This is a genomic window from Corynebacterium capitovis DSM 44611, assembly GCF_030440535.1.
In the GTDB taxonomy this organism is placed as follows: domain Bacteria; phylum Actinomycetota; class Actinomycetes; order Mycobacteriales; family Mycobacteriaceae; genus Corynebacterium; species Corynebacterium capitovis.
The window spans coordinates 1,129,357-1,145,426 of the sequence record NZ_CP047117.1 but is presented as its reverse complement, the minus strand read 5'-3'; the positions used below and the strand labels follow the sequence as shown (position 1 = coordinate 1,145,426).

Sequence of the window (16,070 nt, the reverse complement as noted above, 5' to 3'; positions counted from 1 at the left end):
CTCAGGCTACCTTTTCCACAAACCTCGCGTGGATCGTCGTATCCCCCGTCAGCTCCGGGTGGAAGCTCACCGCCAGAGCGCTGTGCGTCTCGACGCCCACGATCCGCACGCCCTTGGTGGCGATGACCTCGACCCCGTCGCCGACACTTAAGACCTCCGGCGCGCGGATGTAGGCGGCGCGCACCGTGCCGTAGGCGGTATCGATCTCCTCGACCGCGCTCTTGACCTGACGCCCGAACGCGTTGCGGCGCACTCGCATCGGGATCACGCCCAGGCCCTCCTGCCCCGGCGCCGGGTCCTCGATCTCGGTGGCCAGCGCGATAAGCCCCGCGCACGTGCCGAGCACCGGAAGCCCGTCACGCAGCGCTGCGGCGAAGGTTTCGCGCTGGCCGAAGATGCGCAGTAGCCGATCGATTGTCGAGGACTCGCCTCCCGGGATGACCAGGCCGTCGACGTCTTCGAAGCGGCGCAGCAGCACAACCTCGGCGCCAAGGGATTCAAGCATCTCTGCGTGCTCGCGCACCCCGCCCTGTAGTGCGAGGACGCCGATCCTTACCATCCGCGCTCCGCCAGGCGGTGCGGCGCCGGGACATCGGCGACGTTGATGCCCACCATGGCCTCGCCGAGGCCGCGGGAGGCCTCCGTGACGGCCTCAATGTCGTCCCAGGCGGCGGTGGCCTTCACGATGGCCGCCGCGCGGGCGGCCGGGTCGCCGGACTTGAAGATGCCGGAGCCGACGAAGACGCCGTCGGCGCCGAGCTGCATCATCAAAGCGGCGTCGGCAGGCGTCGCCACACCGCCCGCGGTGAACAGCACCACCGGCAGCTCTCCGTGCTCGGCAACGTATGCGACGAGGTCGTAGGGCGCCTGGAGCTCCTTGGCGGCGACGTAGAGCTCATCGCGGCTGGAGTTCCACAGGGACTGGAGCTTGGCAATCTCCGCCTTGATGGTGCGGATGTGCTTGGTGGCCTCGGAGACATCCCCGGTGCCGGCCTCGCCCTTGGAGCGGATCATGGCGGCGCCCTCGTTGATGCGTCGCAAAGCTTCGCCCAAGTTGGTGGCCCCGCACACGAAGGGCACGGTGAAGGGGCGCTTGTCAATGTGGTTGACGTAGTCGGCGGGGCTTAACACCTCGGACTCGTCGATGTAGTCGACGCCGAGGTGCTCGAGGATGCGGGCCTCGACCGTGTGGCCGATGCGGGCCTTGGCCATGACGGGAATATCCACGGCAAAGGTGATCGCTTCGATGAGGTCGGGGTCCGACATGCGGGCCACCCCGCCCTGGGCGCGGATGTCGGCGGGCACGCGCTCGAGCGCCATGACGGCCACGGCGCCGGCATCTTCGGCGATGCGAGCCTGCTCGGGCGTGACGACGTCCATGATCACCCCGCCCTTGAGCATTTGGGCCAGTCCAGATTTCACGGTGGTATCGGTCATGCCTTCCAGGGTGCATGTGCAACTGGTAGATTACAAGGGCCAGTAAGACGCGAATATTTTGGACCAGTTTATGTTTACCGTCGATCGCTCCCTTCCAACCTCCTTGCCGAACCAGATCGCGACCGGCATGCGCGCGCTGTTCGGCTCCGGGAAGCTCGCCGCCGGCGACAGGGTGCCCTCCACCCGCGAGCTCGCCCGCCAGCTCGGGGTCTCGCGCGGCAGCGTCGTGGCCGCGTACGACCAGCTCGTCGCCGAGGGCTTCCTCCTCTCGGCGCAGGGCGCGCCGACCGTCGTGCACCCCTGCCTGCCCCGCCGCGCAGCGGTGGCGCCCCACTCCCCCGCGCCCGCACGCCCCTCGCAGCAAAGGACAATCTCCTTGCGCCCCTCCTCCAGACATGCCGGAACGATCGGCACCGCCGCGTGGCGCCGTGCCTGGCGGGAGGCCGCGGATGCCCCGGCTCGGGACATCGACAAGTCGGGAGAGCCGAGGCTGCGCAGCGCCATCGCGGAGCACCTCCGGCTCGCCCGCGGCCTCACCGTCGACCCGGGCACCGTGCTCGTGACCGGCGGTTCACGCGACGGCCTACTGCTCATCCTCATGTCCTTGGGCCGCAGCCTGCGCGTGGGTGTGGAGGACCCAGGCCACCCCGGGCTGCGCACGATCATCCCCCTCGCGGGACACACGCCCGTGACGTGCCGCACCGACGCGCGTGGGGTTGTGGTCGAGGCGCTTCCGGACGACCTCGACGCCCTGTTGGTAACGCCCTCGCACCTCTACCCGCTCGGCGGGGCGATGCCGGCCCCGCGGCGCGCTGAACTGCTCGAATGGGCGGCTAGCCGCGGGGTGGTTGTCATCGAAGATGATTTCAACAGCGAGCTGCGCTACCGCATCTCCCCGCAGCCGCCCTTGGCCACGCTTTCCACCGACGCCACCGTGATCACGCTGGGCACGTTCACGACGCTGTTGAGCAAGCAGTTCAGCGCGGGCTACGTCGTTGCCGGCGCCACGGCGGTAGGGGCGCTGCGCCGGACGCGAGAGATGCTCGGCATGCCGGTCTCCCCCGTCACCCAACACGCCATCGCTAACCTCCTCGAAGGCGGGCACGTGCGGCGCAACGCCAGGGCCATGCACAGGCGGCTTGCAGAGCGAAAAGACATCGTCAGCGCGCAGGTTGTGCCCGCGTTGCGCCGGAATGGGGCCACCGAAATCGAGCGAGAGGAGGTCCTCGGCGTCGACCTGCTCGTTCGGTTCGGCGACGGCGCAGCGCAGGAAGAGTTCGAAAACCGGCTCAATGCAGGAGGGTTCGAATGCGGCCACGTCGACGCCGAGTCACCGGAGGGGATCTTGATCAGCTTCGGGCACCTGAGCCAGCGGGAATTCGACGCCGCGATGGGCGCGATAAGGAAGATACCAGGCGAGGGATAGCTCTCCATCGATTGCGTAGGAGGCATGCGAACGGCAATTAATTAACAAAGCGGACCGGCGCTCGCAGGAAATGACTTGAAGCCTAGTTATCATTTACCGAGCGCCATGTTTCAGTGCCACCGGCCGACGTAATCAATTTTTGCGCCATGTCGCCGCAAGCAACACAAATTAATGCAAGGTGCCAATCAAAGTGTGGGCCTGTACGATGCTGATTCCTGGCCGGCTTTCGCGGAGAGCCCGAATGGCTGCAGTCTGACCCTCTTCCGCTTTAACTCGCTTGAGGATGAGTTGTTCCTCTTCTGGCAGTACGACATTTTCTACGCTTTCGCCTGACCGCCATGATAGACCGAAGACAAGCAATGCGAGCGAAAAGCCAATGCTGATAAACCCGATGATCGCAAGTGCACTACTCGGGCCGTCGGAAAGTGCTACGCAAAGGCTTCCCACTATAAGAACAACGACAAACGATTTTAGAAGCTTATTACGCATTAATCCTCCTCAGTGCACGTTAAGCACAGTTTTCTCTAACTGCAGTAATCCCTAGAAGTTCGGATGCAGTAGCGCCGGCTGCGTCAAGCCCCGCTTGCAGGCGCTCCGCGTTAGTTGTTGCGCCAGTTAGCAGGTCAATGACAGTTACATTCAGGGATTTCGTCTGCTGCAGCTTCGGATGCCCGTGTAAACGACAGGCAGGTATCAATAAAAAGCGGTGTGAACTTCCTCATGTCCTAACGCCAACTCTTTTTTGGGGGTCATGTCAAGGCATAGTTGAAAACGATTGTCGTAAACGGCACACCGTTACACGTTCTGATTCGTTACCCCAGCACCTCCGCCGCGACGACGCGCCGACCCCGCCGACCAGTGATCCGCGCCCACTCGTCGGGGTTCGCGGTGTTGGGCAGGTCCTCGCTCTCGTCCTGCTCGGCACGCACCGCGGCGCGCAGGTGCTCGACAGTCACCCCGCTTGTCGACGCCCCCGCGATGTGGTCCTTGATAGCGAGCTTCTTGGCGCGATCGACGATGTTGGCGATCATCGCACCGGAGACGAAGTCGCGGTAGTGGAGCACCTCGGCGGTGCCGTCGACGAGCTCGAGGCGGACGAAAGGGCGAGGTGCGAAAAGGGCGTCGACGGCGGCGTCGATAAGCGCCGCGATGGGCTCCGCGTGCGGGACGGAATCGGTGAGGTAGCGGGAGAAGATGTCGCGGACCTCCTCGCGAGTGGGCCGCGAGACGCGGATTTTGATGTCGAGCCGGCCTGGGCGGAGGATCGCCGGGTCGATGAGCTCCTCGCGGTTCGTCGCGCCGATGACGATGACGTTGGCGATGCCCTCCACGCCGTCGATCTCGGTGAGCAGCTGCGGCACCACCGTCGTCTCCATGTCCGAGGACACGCCTGAGCCGCGGGTGCGGAAGATGGACTCCATCTCGTCGAAAAACACGATGACCGGGCGGCCATCCGAGGCCATCTCGCGGGCGCGCTCGAAGATGAGGCGGATGCGTCTTTCGGTTTCCCCGACGAATTTGTTCAGAAGCTCTGGGCCCTTGACGTTGATGAAGTGGGTCGTGCCGCCGCTGCCAATCTGCGCGGAAAGAGAGTTCGCTACGGCCTTCGCGATGAGTGTCTTGCCGCACCCGGGAGGCCCGTAGAGCAGGAGGCCCTTTGGCGGGGTGAGGTCGTACGCTCGGTAGAGCTCCGGGTTGCTAAAGGGCAGCTCCACGGAGTCGCGGATAGTTTCGATCTGCGAGTCGAGGCCGCCAATGTCGGCGTAGGTGACGTCCGGTACTTCTTCGAGAAACAACTGGTTGACCTCGGTCTTGTCAACCCGCTCGAAGGCGAACCCAGAGCGGGTGTCAACCACGACGGTGTCCCCGGCCCGGGCTGTGGACAGCAGCGGCTGGGCGAGCAACACGAGGCTCTCCCCGCCCTGCTGGTCTGCGACGACTGCCCGGTCGGCGCCGATTCTTTCTACGACCGTTGCGAGCTGGCCCGAACGCTCGAAACCGCAGGGCTCGACGACGACGGTGCCATCGCCAAGGCGCACCACCATGCCGGGATGGAGCTCACCGGGGTCAATAAGGGGCGACACTTTGACCCGCATGCGCCTGCCGGACGTGAACACATCCGCCTCGTGGGGGTTGCGCGCCGCGGCGAGGTACACGCCGTAGGTCGACGCCGGCTCCTCGAGCTGCTGCAGCTGTGTGGTGAGGTCACTGAGTTTATCCCTGCTCGCTTTGAGCAGCTCGGCGAGCTTCTTGTTTCGGGACCGGAGAGCTGCGTTTTCGCGCTGGATTTCCCGTTCCATTCCGCTCTGGGTGGAGGCGGAATCGGCGTCGTTCATGGTTTATTCCTACCTCCGGGCCTTGCGTTGCGGTCGGGGCGGCTTGACACCGTCGGCAAGTCTGCGGGTCCACACGAGGAACGCGGTGTGGGCGTTCATCCGGTGCTCTGGGCGGGTGGCCAAGCCCTCAACTTTCCACTCGCGCAACAGCGTCTCCCAGGCTCGTGGCTCGGTGAAGCACTCCGCGCCCCGAATCGCTTCCATAATGTTCATCAGCTGCGGCACCGTTGCCACGTAAGTCATGAACACCCCACCGGGGATGAGCAATTGACGCACTGTGTTGATGTAGTGCCAGGGCTCGACCATGTCCAAGATGAGGCGGTCAACGGGGCCACCGAGGTCGTCTGTACTGATCTCACCGAAGTCCCCCAGCCGTGGTGTCCACCATTCCGGCTCACCGCCGAAGTACTCGGAGACGTTGCTGCGGGCGAAAGAGAGGTGGTCCTCGCGGATTTCGTAGGAGAATACGCGCCCCCTCGGCCCAACTGCGCGGAGCAGGGACATCGACAGGGCCCCGGAGCCGGCACCCGCCTCAAGGACCCGCGCACCCATGAAGATGTCACCCTCGACGAGGATTTGTGCCGCATCTTTGGGGTAGATCACGGCGGCCCCCCGCGGCATGGACAGGACGTGGTCGACGAGTAGATGGCGGAAGCAGAGGTAGTCGGCTCCGAGGCTGGATTTGACCACGGAGCCCTCATCGGCACCGATGAGGTCATCGTGGAACACAATGCCTTTGTGCGTGTGGAACTGCCCGCCGGGCACGAGCTCCACGGTGAAGTGGCGGCGTTTAGCGTCAGTGAGCTGTACCTTATCGCCTGCCTGGAACGGTCCGGAATACAACAGGGAGCCTCCTTGAAAAGCGTCGTGGCCGTTTAGTATGCCCTACTCCGCGTAGAAGGCCGTCAGCGCATCTGTGAACCACCCGAGGTCTTGCACCGAACACAGCTCGCGGGCGGAGTGCATTGATAACAGAGCAATGCCCACGTCCACGGTGGGAATCCCGAGGCGCGTGGCCGCTATCGGCCCGATCGTCGAACCGCAGGCAACGTCGTTGTTTCCCACGAACGTTTGGTGCGGAACGCCGGCGGCCCGGCACGCCCGGATCCACGCAGCCTCCGTCGCAGCGTCCGAGGCGTACCGCTGGTTCGCATTGACTTTCACCACCGGGCCGCCTCCCAAGCGCGGGCGGTGGGTGGGGTCGTGCTTCTCAGGGTAGTTCGGGTGCGCCGCGTGCGCGGCGTCCGCGGAAACGAGTAGCGAATCAGAAAGAACGTCGTCTACGTCCCCGAGGGATGCGGCCAGCTTCGTCACAATCCTCTCGAGGAGCGGCCCACCCGCGCCCGTCGGTGACGCCGAGCCCACCTCTTCGTGATTGAACGCGGCGAGGACGAGCACGTCACGCGCAGAGTCCTTCGCCGAGAGCAGCGCGCTTAACGACGCCCAAACGCTGCTTAAGTTATCCAACCGCCCCGCGGCGAGCAGCTCGTCAAGCATTTCACCTCGCTGGGTGTCGGCGGAAACCAGCTCGTGCGCGATGATGTCCCCCGCATCCACGCCCGCCGCCCGCGCAACCACCTCGAGGAAGGGCTCTTTCGTGCCCAGCACGGGCTGGGTGTGGGTCTGCCGGTTCAGCGGCGCAGAATCCGGCCGCGTCAGGTGGATGGCCAGGTTGGGGATCCGCGCGACGGGGTCGGTATGAACGAGGCGTAGCGAGCCGTCGGCTAAGGCAATCCGCCCGGCAAAGGCAAGGTCGCGGTCGAACCACGAGTGTAGGATCGGGCCGCCGTATATCTCCACCGCGACCTGATTGAGCCCTTCGCGCTGCATTTGCGGGTCGGGTTTGGCCATGAACCCCGGGGAATCGGTATGCGAACCGACCACGCGCAGGCGGGGGCGTGGGTTGTCGGGCACCCACCACGCGAGCACCGCACCCCCGCGGACGAGGACGTGTCCCCCGGGGGTGAGGGCGGAATCGGGGGCGAAGGAGGCGTCGACAAGCGTCTGCCCGACAACGTCCGCCGCGTGGAACGCGCTGGGGCTAGCTGAGAGGAAGGAGATGAAATCGCGCGGGTTCATGCCCCCACTCTAAGATGAGAAGGACATGTCTACGCCGCTTCCCCGCCCTCTCGCGCTTTCACCCTCTCGAGCAAACGACTATCAGCAGTGCCCGCTGCTGTACCGCTTCCGGGCAATCGACCGCCTTCCGGAGGATAAGACCGAAGCTCAGGTCAAGGGGACCCTTGTTCACGCCGTTCTTGAAGAGATGCACGGCTGGCGGCGCGACGAGCGCACGTACCCAGCCGCGGTGAAGCGCATTCGCCCCGCGTGGGAGAAGATGTGCGCCGAAGACGCGACGTGCGCGGACCCCATCGCCGATGAGATGGAGCTCTTCGTCGCCGCCCGGGAACTTATCCGCGGCTACTTCTTCATGGAAAACCCCGCGGGTTTCGATTCAGCCGAGCAGGAAATGTACGTCAACGCCGTTTTACCCAACGGCGTACCGGTGCGCGGATTCATCGATCGGGTTGACGTCGCGCCTACTGGGCAGGTGCGGGTCGTTGACTACAAGACGGGCAAGAAACCCGCCCCCCGCTACTCCGCAACCGCGCAGTTCCAGATGCGGTTCTATGCTCTCGTGTATTGGCGGCTAACGGGTGTCCTCCCCAACCAGCTTCGCCTGATGTACCTCAAGGTGATGGACTCGCTCTTCCTTGCCCCTTCGCGCGAGGAGCTGGAGTATTTCGAGCGAGACCTCGGCGACCTGTGGGACAAGATCCTTGCCGACGGCGCCTCGGGAACCTTCCGCCCCACCACCTCGAAGCTGTGCGGGTGGTGCCCATTCCAAGCTCTGTGCCCGGCCTTCGGCGGGCATCCGCCTGCTTACCCCGGCTGGCCGGGGTCCGCTGCGGACTAAAACAGTCCGGTCACGACACCGGCTGAGTCAATGTCGATGTTATTCGCGGCAGGTTTTTTCGGCAGGCCCGGCATGGTCATCACGTCGCCGGTGAGCGCGAGGATGAAGCCAGCCCCCGTCCGGGGGATGAGCTTGCGCACGTGCAGCGCGTGCCCTTCGGGGGCGCCCAAGCGCGCAGGGTCATCTGAGAAGGAGTACTGCGTTTTCGAAATGCACACCGGCAGCGTGTCCATTCCGTTTTTCCGCAGAGTTGCTAGGTCGCGCTGCGCATTGACGGAATACTGCACCGCCCCGGCGCGGTAAATCTCGCGCGCAATGGTGGCAATGGAGTTTTCCACCCCTTCCGCCGGATCGTACAGGGGGTGTGAGGCTCCCTCGGCAAGGTTGGCGAGGACCACGTCGGCGAGCTCGCTCGCTCCCGCCCCGCCGTCAGCCCATACCGTCACTTCGGCGAACGTGACCTCGCGGTCTTCTGCCCACTGCCGGACGCACTCCCGCTCGTTTTCCGTGTCCGCCGAGAAGAGGTTCAACGCGACAATCGGTGTTACGCCGAACTTCCGCACGTTGTCGACGTGCCGCTCGAGGTTGACCAGACCCGCGCGGAGCGCATCGACGTTTTCGTGGGTGAGCTGGTCTTTGGGTACTTCGCCCTGGTACTTAAGGGAGCGGATCGTCGCCACGATCACGGCACCGGCCACGTCTAGGTCGCCGCACCTGGCCTTGATATCGAAGAACTTCTCCGCCCCGAGGTCGGACCCAAACCCGGCCTCGGTAAAAACGTAATCCGCGCAGCTCAATGCCGTGCGGGTGGCGACCAAGGTGTTACAACCGTGGGCGATGTTGGCAAAGGGTCCGCCGTGCACGAACGCCGGCGTGCCTCCGAGGGTTTGCACAAGGTTGGGTTTGATGGCGTCCTTGAGCAGCGCGGCCATCGCCCCCTCTGCCCCAAGATCACCCGCCGTCACTGGGTCGCCGTCGTAGGTCAACCCCACCGTGATGGATGCGAGCCGCCGTTTCAGATCGGACAGGTCCTTGGCGAGGCAGAGGATCGCCATCACCTCCGAGGCGGCGGTGATGGTGAACGAAGTCTCGGCGGGCACCCCGTGCGCCGGCCCCCCGAGTCCCGCCACGACGTTGCGCAGGGATCGGTCGTTGACGTCGAGGCAGCGCTGCCACGTCACGCGCCGCGGGTCGATGCCCAGCTGGTTGCCCTGGTGGATGTGGTTGTCGACGAGGGCGGCAAGCGTGTTGTTGGCCGAGGTAATGGCGTGAAAATCACCGGTGAAGTGAAGATTGATGTTCTCCATCGGGACGACCTGGGAGTATCCCCCACCGGCCGCGCCGCCTTTCATCCCCATAACGGGGCCGAGGGAGGGCTCCCGCATCGCGACGACAGCGTTAAGGCCCTTCTTAGCGACGGCATCAGCCAACCCGATCAAGACCGTCGATTTCCCCTCCCCGGCCGGGGTGGGCGAGACACCCGTGACCAGAATGAGCTTCCCCGGTCGTAGGGCTCCGGTGTCTGCGGCCTGCCCGGCCTGCCCGGCCTCCCCCGGGTCGACTTTGGCCATGTGCCTCCCGATGGGGATCAGCGCGCCGTCAGCGATATGGGCGCGGCGGGCAATCTCCGTAATTGGCTCGAGAGCATGGGCCTGTGCGATCTCAACATCGGAAGTCATGGGTCTAGATTACAATCGCTCCCAGCGCGTAACCGAGGATGACGGCAACCGCGATGCAGACCACACCGGGCAGGATGAACGGGTGGTCAAACACGTACTTGCCAATGCGCGTCGACCCCGTATCGTCCATTTCCACGGCGGCGAGGAGCGTCGGGTACGTCGGCAGAACGAACAGCGCGGACACAGCCGGGAAGGCGGCCACAGCCGTCAGCGGGCTGACCCCAATGGCAAGGGCGGCCGGTATCAGGGCCTTTGCGGTGGCGGCCTGCGAGTACAGCAGGGACGCCGCGAAGAAGAGGACAACGGCAAGCAACCAGGGCTGGGAGGTGAGCACGCCGCCGGAAATGTCCTGGATTTGAGCGATGTAGTGGTTGATGAACGTCGTCCCCAGCCACGCGACACCGAGCACGCACACGGACGCCGACATGCCGGAACGGAACACCTGGGTGTTGAGGATCTCGGCGGCCGAACTGCGCGTCACTAGGAGGATCGCTGCAGCGGCCGCAAGCATGATGGCCATGATTGCTTCGTTGCGGGGGATGGTTGGGTTTGCAATCAGCCCCACTTGATCTGAGATAAGCGTGGCGTACGCCATCACGAGGACAATGGCGATGACGAAAATGAGCACCGACGCCTTTGCGCCTTTCGGGGCGACGTACTCGGAAGCCGGCGCCGGGTGGGAAACTAATCCCGCTTCCACGCGCCTCTGATACTCGGGGTCGTCCCGGAGGTTCTTTCCAAGACGGTTAGCCAACCACGCCGTGGGGAAGATAGCCAAGAACGTGGCGGGGATCATGACGGCTAGCAGCTGGAGGTAACCGACTCCAAGGGGTTCAAGGGTGGCGGCCATGAACACGACCGCGGCGGAGATGGGCGAGGCGACGATGGCCATTTGGGAGGCGATAACCGCGACGGACAGGGGCCGCGATGGACGGACGTTTCCTTCCTTGGCAACCTCGACGATGACGGGAAGCGTGGAAAACGCGGTGTGGCCCGTGCCGGCAAGCACCGTCATGAGCCACGTGACGATTGGCGCGTACAGCGTTACCCGGCTGGGATTGCGGCGGAGGAAGCGCTCAGCGAGCTGGACGAGGTAATCCATGCCCCCTGCCAATTGCATCGCGGAGATGGCGGCGATGACGCACATGATGATGCCGATGACGTCGAACGGAATGTCATCGGCGGTGACCTTCATACCGGTCAGGCCGAGAAGAAGGACCCCAAGGCCGCCGGCGAAGCCGATGGCAATGGAGCCCATGCGTGCGCCGAGAACAATGGCGCCGAGAAGGATGACGATCTGTAGTGCTAGTAACACCGGAGACTCCCTCTAGGAGGTACTTATGACAAGGTTAAGTATCCGCTGAAAAGGGCGACTCCGGCAAACCCGCGACTAGTCGTCGAGGTACAGCTTTCCGCGGTATTCGGGGTGCATCAGGTTCTCCTTCGAGAAGACGCGGTCGAGATCCGCCTCGGTCATAAGCCCCCGCTCAAGCACCAAATCGCGCACGCTCCGGCCGGTCGCCGCGGCCTCTTTTCCGATCACGTCGCCGTTGTGGTGACCGATGTAGGGGTTGAGGTAGGTGATGATGCCGATCGAGCTTGTGACATATCCCTCACACACCTCCTTGTTCGCGGTGATGCCCGTGACACACTTCTCGCGGAGGGTCCGCGCCGCGTTGCGGAGCAAGCCAATCGAGCCGAATAGGGCCTGGGCGATGACTGGTTCCATCACGTTGAGCTGCAGCTGACCCGCCTCGGATGCCATAGAGACGGTGAGGTCATTGCCGAAAACCTTGAAGCAAACCTGGTTGACAACCTCGGGGATTACGGGGTTGACCTTGGCCGGCATGATAGACGAGCCCGCCTGACGCTCCGGGAGGTTAATCTCGTTGAGGCCCGCGCGGGGACCAGACGAGAGCAGGCGCAGGTCGTTGCAGATCTTGGAGAGCTTCATCGCGGCGCGCTTGATGGCGGAGTGCATCATCACGTACCCGCCCGTGTCCGACGTCGCCTCGATGAGGTCCGGCGAGGCCTGGATATCCAGCCCGGTCACTTCGCGCAGTGCGGCGACCACCTGATCGCGGTAGCCGCTGGGGGTGTTAATCCCGGTGCCAATCGCGGTCGCACCCAGGTTCACCTCCAGGAGCGCTTCCGCTGCCGTGCGAATCGTGCGCTGTTCTTCGCCCAGGTTCGCTCCGAAAGCAGTGAACTCCTGGCCGAGGGTCATGGGCACGGCGTCCTGCAGCTGCGTGCGGCCCATCTTGATGATGTCGGCGAACTCATCGCCCTTGGCGCGGAACGCCGACTGCAGCTCGTCGAGCTCTTCAAGCAGACCCTGGACGGCGTAGTAGACACCGAGACGGAAACCCGTTGGGTACGCGTCGTTGGTCGACTGCGACATGTTGACATCGTCGTTAGGGTTGATGATGTCGTAGGAACCCTTCTCCTCGCCCAGGTGCTCGAGCGCGAGGTTGGCCACGACCTCATTCGTGTTCATGTTCACCGAGGTGCCAGCGCCGCCCTGGTAAACGTCGATCGGGAACTGGTCCATGCAGCGGCCGTTGAGCAAGATCTCGTCACAGGCCCACATGATCGCGTCGGCCTTCGTACGGGGCAGAGCGTGGAGGCGTCGGTTTGCCATCGCGGCGGCTTTCTTCACTTGCACCATGCCCCGGATGAAGTCCGGGAAGTCACTGATTGCGCTCTTGGAGAGCTGGAAGTTATCGACGGCACGAAGCGTGTGCACGCCGTAGTACAAGTCGGAAGGAACCTCGAGTGTCCCGAGGAGATCCTCTTCGATGCGCGTAGTCATGAGCGCAATACTACGCACCCTCACAGGCGCGCGATGCGTAGCTCTGTGGCTAAGATACCCTCTGCTCCTACCCCCGCCAGCGCGTCCATAACTTTGTTGGCGTCGACCTTTGGCACCATGGCCCGCACGGCCACCCAGCCCTCCCTCGACAGGGGGGAGACGGTGGGCCCCGTGATCCCGGGCGTGATCGCCGATGCCGCCTCCAGCCCCGCGCGCGCAACGTTGTAATCGATCATGAGGTACGTCTGGGCGTTGAGGATCCCGCGGATCCGCTTGAGGACGACGTCGTGCGCCGGGCCGAGGGTCAAGCCTTTTCGTGTGACGACGACCGCCTCGCTGCTGGCCACCGCCTCCCCGAAGGGCACGAGGCCCTGTTGCCTCAACGTGGCTCCCGTGGAGACGACGTCCGCGATCACGTCCGCCACCCCGAGTTTGATGGAGATTTCCACCGCGCCGTCAAGACGGATGACCTGTGCGGGCGTGATTCCCCGCGCCGCGAGGTAGTCCTCCACCAAGTTCGCGTACGACGTGGCAATCCGCGCGCCGTCGAGCTGTTCGACCGTCCACGCTTCATCCTTCGGCGCGGCGAAGCGGAAAGAAGAGGCGCCGAAGCCCAGGGCCATTACTTCTTCAACGTCTGCGCGGGAATCGAGGGCCAGGTCACGCCCCGTAATGCCCAGGTCCAGGTGACCCTGCGCCACATAAATAGCAATGTCCTTCGGGCGGAGAAAGAAAAACTCGACCCGGTTGTCCTCATCGAGGACGTTGAGGGCTTTGTTCATGCTCCGACCCTTGTACCCGGCCTCGGTGAGCACTTCCACCGCGCGGTCAGAAAGCGCGCCCTTGTTGGGCACAGCGATCTTGATGATCTGTTCGTTCACGCGCGCTCCTAGAGGTATCGATAAAGGTCGTCCGGGGTCAGCCCGCGCTTGAGCATCATGACCTGTGTCCAGTACATCAGTTGGCTCATCTCCTCTGCCAGCTCCTCATCGGACTGGTACTCGGCGGCGATCCAGACTTCTCCGGCTTCTTCGATGATCTTTTTGCCAATGAAATGTTCGCCCTTGTCCAGCGCTTCCACGGTGGAGGAGCCGTCGGGGCGGAGCTGGGCACGGGTGGCCAACTCGGCATAAAGTTCATCGAAAGTTTTCACAAGGCCACATAATATCCCATTAGGCTGCGTCGCCATCGGAGAACCATGCCTCGACATCGCGAGCCGTGGCGCCGACGAACCGAGCCGGATCAAATCGCGTGACTCCGCGCGGGACCGCCTCCGCGAGACCGAAGACCCGGCACCCAGCGGCGGCGGCGGCACTCATCCCTGCCCAGGAGTCCTCGAAGACCAAACAGCGCTCCGGGCGCGCCCCCGCCCTACGCGCAGCCTCGGCGTACATGTCCGGGGCGGGCTTGGGGTGTGCCACCTCATCCCCCGTGATGGACCCCGCGAAGTAGTCGCGCCCGACGGCGTTGATGCAGACATCGGCGAGGCGGCGTTCGGTGTTGGTGGTCACGTACATGGGCACGCCGGCCTCGGCCAGGTCGGCGAGTAGTCCGTCAATGCCGGGGTTCGGCAGCAAATCGTGGCCAATGAGCTCGCTCATCCGCTGGTACATCCACTCCTTGTAGTGGGCGCTATCGGCGTCGTCAAGCGTGAGCCCCGCGTGCCGTGCGCACACAGCGAGGGTGTTGGCAAAACTGCCGCCTACCGTCGCTTCGCGAAGCTCGGGCGTGAGGCGACGGCCAAGGCGTTCGGAAAGCTCGTAGGTGGCCACACCCCACAGGGGCTCTGTGTCAACGAGTGTGCCGTCCATGTCCCAGAAAATCGCGTCGAGTGTCACGTCACTCCAGCTCGGGTACAGCGGCAAGCGCCTCGTCATCGGCACCGGTCGCTGCAGCGGCTCGGTAGACGAGCTCCGCGATGTCTGCCTTTTCTTCGGGTTCGAGAACGGCATCGGCGTGAGCGCGGTTGAAGGCTTGCAGGTTGTCGTAGAAAGGCGTTACCACCCTAGCTAGCGCCTCCCCGTCCGGGTCGTCACCGAGGAGCTCGAGGGCGTCGAGGAATTTCTCTAGTTCACCCTTCAGCTGCGGCAGCACCGAGGGGTCGAAGGGCTCGTCCCACGATTCCCGCTCCTCGTCTCTGAGGTAGGAACCGGAGGCGAAAGTGGTCAGGTCGGAGATGAACTCGTCGACGTCGGGCTGAAACTGCTCGCGGATGCTCATGTACGCAATTGTGTGTCAAAGAACCTAGAGGCGCACGCCGAGCAGGCCGTCGAGAGCTGCGGCGATAATCCCGTCGTGATCGCCGCGCGCCTCATCGACGCATGTCAGCGCCCGCGGGGTGTCCAAATCATCAGCCAGCGCGGTCCGCATCTTGTCGACGACCTCCGTGGCCTCCTCCAGCGTCACCTCGCGGGACAGCGTCTCTCGCCACGACGAGAGGCGCCGCCCAGCTAACTCCAGCGCGGTCTCCGAGAAGTCACGGTCCGCGCGGTAGTGGACCGCGAAGAGCGCGAGCCGGATGGCTGAGGCCTCGTGACCGGCGCCGGTGAGTTTGTGTACAAAGACGAGGTTGCCCAACGACTTCGACATCTTCGTTCCGTTCAGGGCGATCATCCCGGCGTGGACGTAGTGGCCCGCCATCCGCGGCACGCCATACGCGGCCTCGGCGTGTGCAGCCGAGAACTCGTGGTGCGGAAACGCAAGGTCCGAACCACCGCCTTGGATAGCGAAGGACGCGCCGAGCCGATTCGTCGCAATCGCCGAGCATTCCACGTGCCACCCGGGTCGGCCGGGCCCGAGGGCGCCGTCCCAGGCTGGCTCCCCCTCGCGGTAACCACGCCAGACGAGGGCGTCGAGCGGGTCGCGCTTTCCCTCTCGTTCGGGGTCGCCGCCGCGCTCCGCGAAGAAATGCTCCATGTCCTCGCGGGTGAAGTTCGATTCGTATCCGAACTGTGGCGTGGCGTTGACCGACGCGTAGATGTCGCCGTGGTCGAGCCGGTACGCCGCGTTGGCGTCGAGAAGCGAGGCGACCATCTCGATGACCTCGCCCACGGACTCCATCGCGCCGACGTACTCGCGTGGGGGGATGACCCCGAGCAGTTCCATATCGCTGCGGAACAGGTCTACTTGACGTGCCCCGAGGTCACGCCAATCGACGCCGTCGCGCTCGGCGCGTTCGAAAAGCGGGTCGTCGACATCGGTGACGTTTTGCACGTAGTGGACGCGGAGACCGTTAGCCAGCAATTGGCGGTGAATGAGATCGAACGTGAGGTATGTGGCGGCGTGGCCAAGGTGGGTTGCGTCGTAGGGGGTGATCCCGCACACGTACATTCCCACCTCCCCACGGGGATCAGGCGTGATGTCAACAGGTTTTACGGCTTGGTCTGCGGTGTCATAAAGGGATAGGGCGACTGGGGTGCCGGCGACAACGGGAACGGAGGGGGCGGGCCAAGAATGCATGTCG

16 protein-coding genes are annotated in these 16,070 nt (G+C 64.3%); 3 read left to right on the top strand and 13 right to left on the bottom strand.

The genetic code is table 11. From position 1 onward, the window contains the following. Position 1: 1 nt before the first annotated feature. Positions 2 to 550, bottom strand: coding sequence for a pyridoxal 5'-phosphate synthase glutaminase subunit PdxT (gene pdxT / locus CAPI_RS05620; RefSeq protein ID WP_211205601.1), 549 nt, complete (start codon positions 548 to 550; stop codon positions 2 to 4). A gap of 2 nt (positions 551 to 552) precedes the next feature. Beyond that, entirely contained in the window at positions 553 to 1,437 is an 885-nt protein-coding gene (pdxS, locus tag CAPI_RS05615; protein WP_018017066.1) for a pyridoxal 5'-phosphate synthase lyase subunit PdxS, read from the bottom strand. Positions 1,438 to 1,507: 70 nt separating this feature from the next. On the opposite strand from pdxS, the gene pdxR reads away from it, so the two are divergent. Continuing rightward, positions 1,508 to 2,863 (top strand): MocR-like pyridoxine biosynthesis transcription factor PdxR, encoded by a 1,356-nt coding sequence (gene pdxR / locus CAPI_RS05610; RefSeq protein ID WP_018017065.1) that lies wholly within the window; start codon positions 1,508 to 1,510, stop codon positions 2,861 to 2,863. Positions 2,864 to 3,055: 192 nt separating this feature from the next. Then, positions 3,056 to 3,196, top strand: coding sequence for a hypothetical protein (locus CAPI_RS05605; protein ID WP_018017064.1), 141 nt, complete (start codon positions 3,056 to 3,058; stop codon positions 3,194 to 3,196). A gap of 479 nt (positions 3,197 to 3,675) precedes the next feature. On the opposite strand, the gene arc is transcribed toward CAPI_RS05605, so the two are convergent. From arc to CAPI_RS05590, 3 genes are read right to left on the bottom strand one after another with little or no spacing between them, the layout of a single operon-like run. Then, positions 3,676 to 5,199, bottom strand: a complete 1,524-nt coding sequence (gene arc, locus CAPI_RS05600; RefSeq protein WP_018017063.1) for a proteasome ATPase — start codon at positions 5,197 to 5,199, stop codon at positions 3,676 to 3,678. A 9-nt stretch (positions 5,200 to 5,208) separates the two neighbouring features. Next, positions 5,209 to 6,045 carry a tRNA (adenine-N1)-methyltransferase gene (locus CAPI_RS05595; RefSeq protein WP_026157053.1) on the bottom strand — a complete coding sequence of 279 codons (837 nt, stop codon included), beginning with the start codon at positions 6,043 to 6,045 and terminating at the stop codon, positions 5,209 to 5,211. 39 nt (positions 6,046 to 6,084) lie between these two features. After that, a complete protein-coding gene (locus tag CAPI_RS05590; protein WP_018017061.1) occupies positions 6,085 to 7,278 on the bottom strand; it encodes a M18 family aminopeptidase in 1,194 nt (397 codons plus the stop codon). 25 nt (positions 7,279 to 7,303) lie between these two features. Here CAPI_RS05590 and CAPI_RS05585 point away from each other — a divergent pair, with 25 nt between their 5' ends. Beyond that, positions 7,304 to 8,116 (top strand): RecB family exonuclease, encoded by an 813-nt coding sequence (locus tag CAPI_RS05585; protein WP_018017060.1) that lies wholly within the window; start codon positions 7,304 to 7,306, stop codon positions 8,114 to 8,116. On the opposite strand, the gene CAPI_RS05580 is transcribed toward CAPI_RS05585, so the two are convergent. The 8 genes from CAPI_RS05580 to mshC all read right to left on the bottom strand — a co-directional run bounded on the left by CAPI_RS05580 (position 8,113) and on the right by mshC (position 16,066). Continuing rightward, positions 8,113 to 9,795 (bottom strand): formate--tetrahydrofolate ligase, encoded by a 1,683-nt coding sequence (locus tag CAPI_RS05580; RefSeq protein WP_018017059.1) that lies wholly within the window; start codon positions 9,793 to 9,795, stop codon positions 8,113 to 8,115. The genes CAPI_RS05585 and CAPI_RS05580 overlap by 4 nt on opposite strands. A gap of 4 nt (positions 9,796 to 9,799) precedes the next feature. Continuing rightward, positions 9,800 to 11,110 (bottom strand): anaerobic C4-dicarboxylate transporter, encoded by a 1,311-nt coding sequence (locus tag CAPI_RS05575; RefSeq protein WP_018017058.1) that lies wholly within the window; start codon positions 11,108 to 11,110, stop codon positions 9,800 to 9,802. A 75-nt stretch (positions 11,111 to 11,185) separates the two neighbouring features. Next, positions 11,186 to 12,607 carry an aspartate ammonia-lyase gene (gene aspA / locus CAPI_RS05570; RefSeq protein ID WP_018017057.1) on the bottom strand — a complete coding sequence of 474 codons (1,422 nt, stop codon included), beginning with the start codon at positions 12,605 to 12,607 and terminating at the stop codon, positions 11,186 to 11,188. 20 nt (positions 12,608 to 12,627) lie between these two features. After that, positions 12,628 to 13,476, bottom strand: coding sequence for an ATP phosphoribosyltransferase (hisG, locus tag CAPI_RS05565; RefSeq protein ID WP_026157052.1), 849 nt, complete (start codon positions 13,474 to 13,476; stop codon positions 12,628 to 12,630). 20 nt (positions 13,477 to 13,496) lie between these two features. Beyond that, positions 13,497 to 13,796, bottom strand: a complete 300-nt coding sequence (locus CAPI_RS05560; protein WP_211205597.1) for a phosphoribosyl-ATP diphosphatase — start codon at positions 13,794 to 13,796, stop codon at positions 13,497 to 13,499. Further along, entirely contained in the window at positions 13,780 to 14,418 is a 639-nt protein-coding gene (locus tag CAPI_RS05555; RefSeq protein WP_040356654.1) for an HAD family hydrolase, read from the bottom strand. Before CAPI_RS05555 ends, CAPI_RS05560 begins: the two co-directional genes overlap by 17 nt. A 28-nt stretch (positions 14,419 to 14,446) precedes the next feature. Beyond that, positions 14,447 to 14,827, bottom strand: a complete 381-nt coding sequence (locus CAPI_RS05550) for a hypothetical protein (protein ID WP_018017053.1) — start codon at positions 14,825 to 14,827, stop codon at positions 14,447 to 14,449. Positions 14,828 to 14,851: 24 nt separating this feature from the next. After that, a complete protein-coding gene (gene mshC / locus CAPI_RS05545) occupies positions 14,852 to 16,066 on the bottom strand; it encodes a cysteine--1-D-myo-inosityl 2-amino-2-deoxy-alpha-D-glucopyranoside ligase (protein WP_026157051.1) in 1,215 nt (404 codons plus the stop codon). Positions 16,067 to 16,070 lie beyond the last annotated feature (4 nt).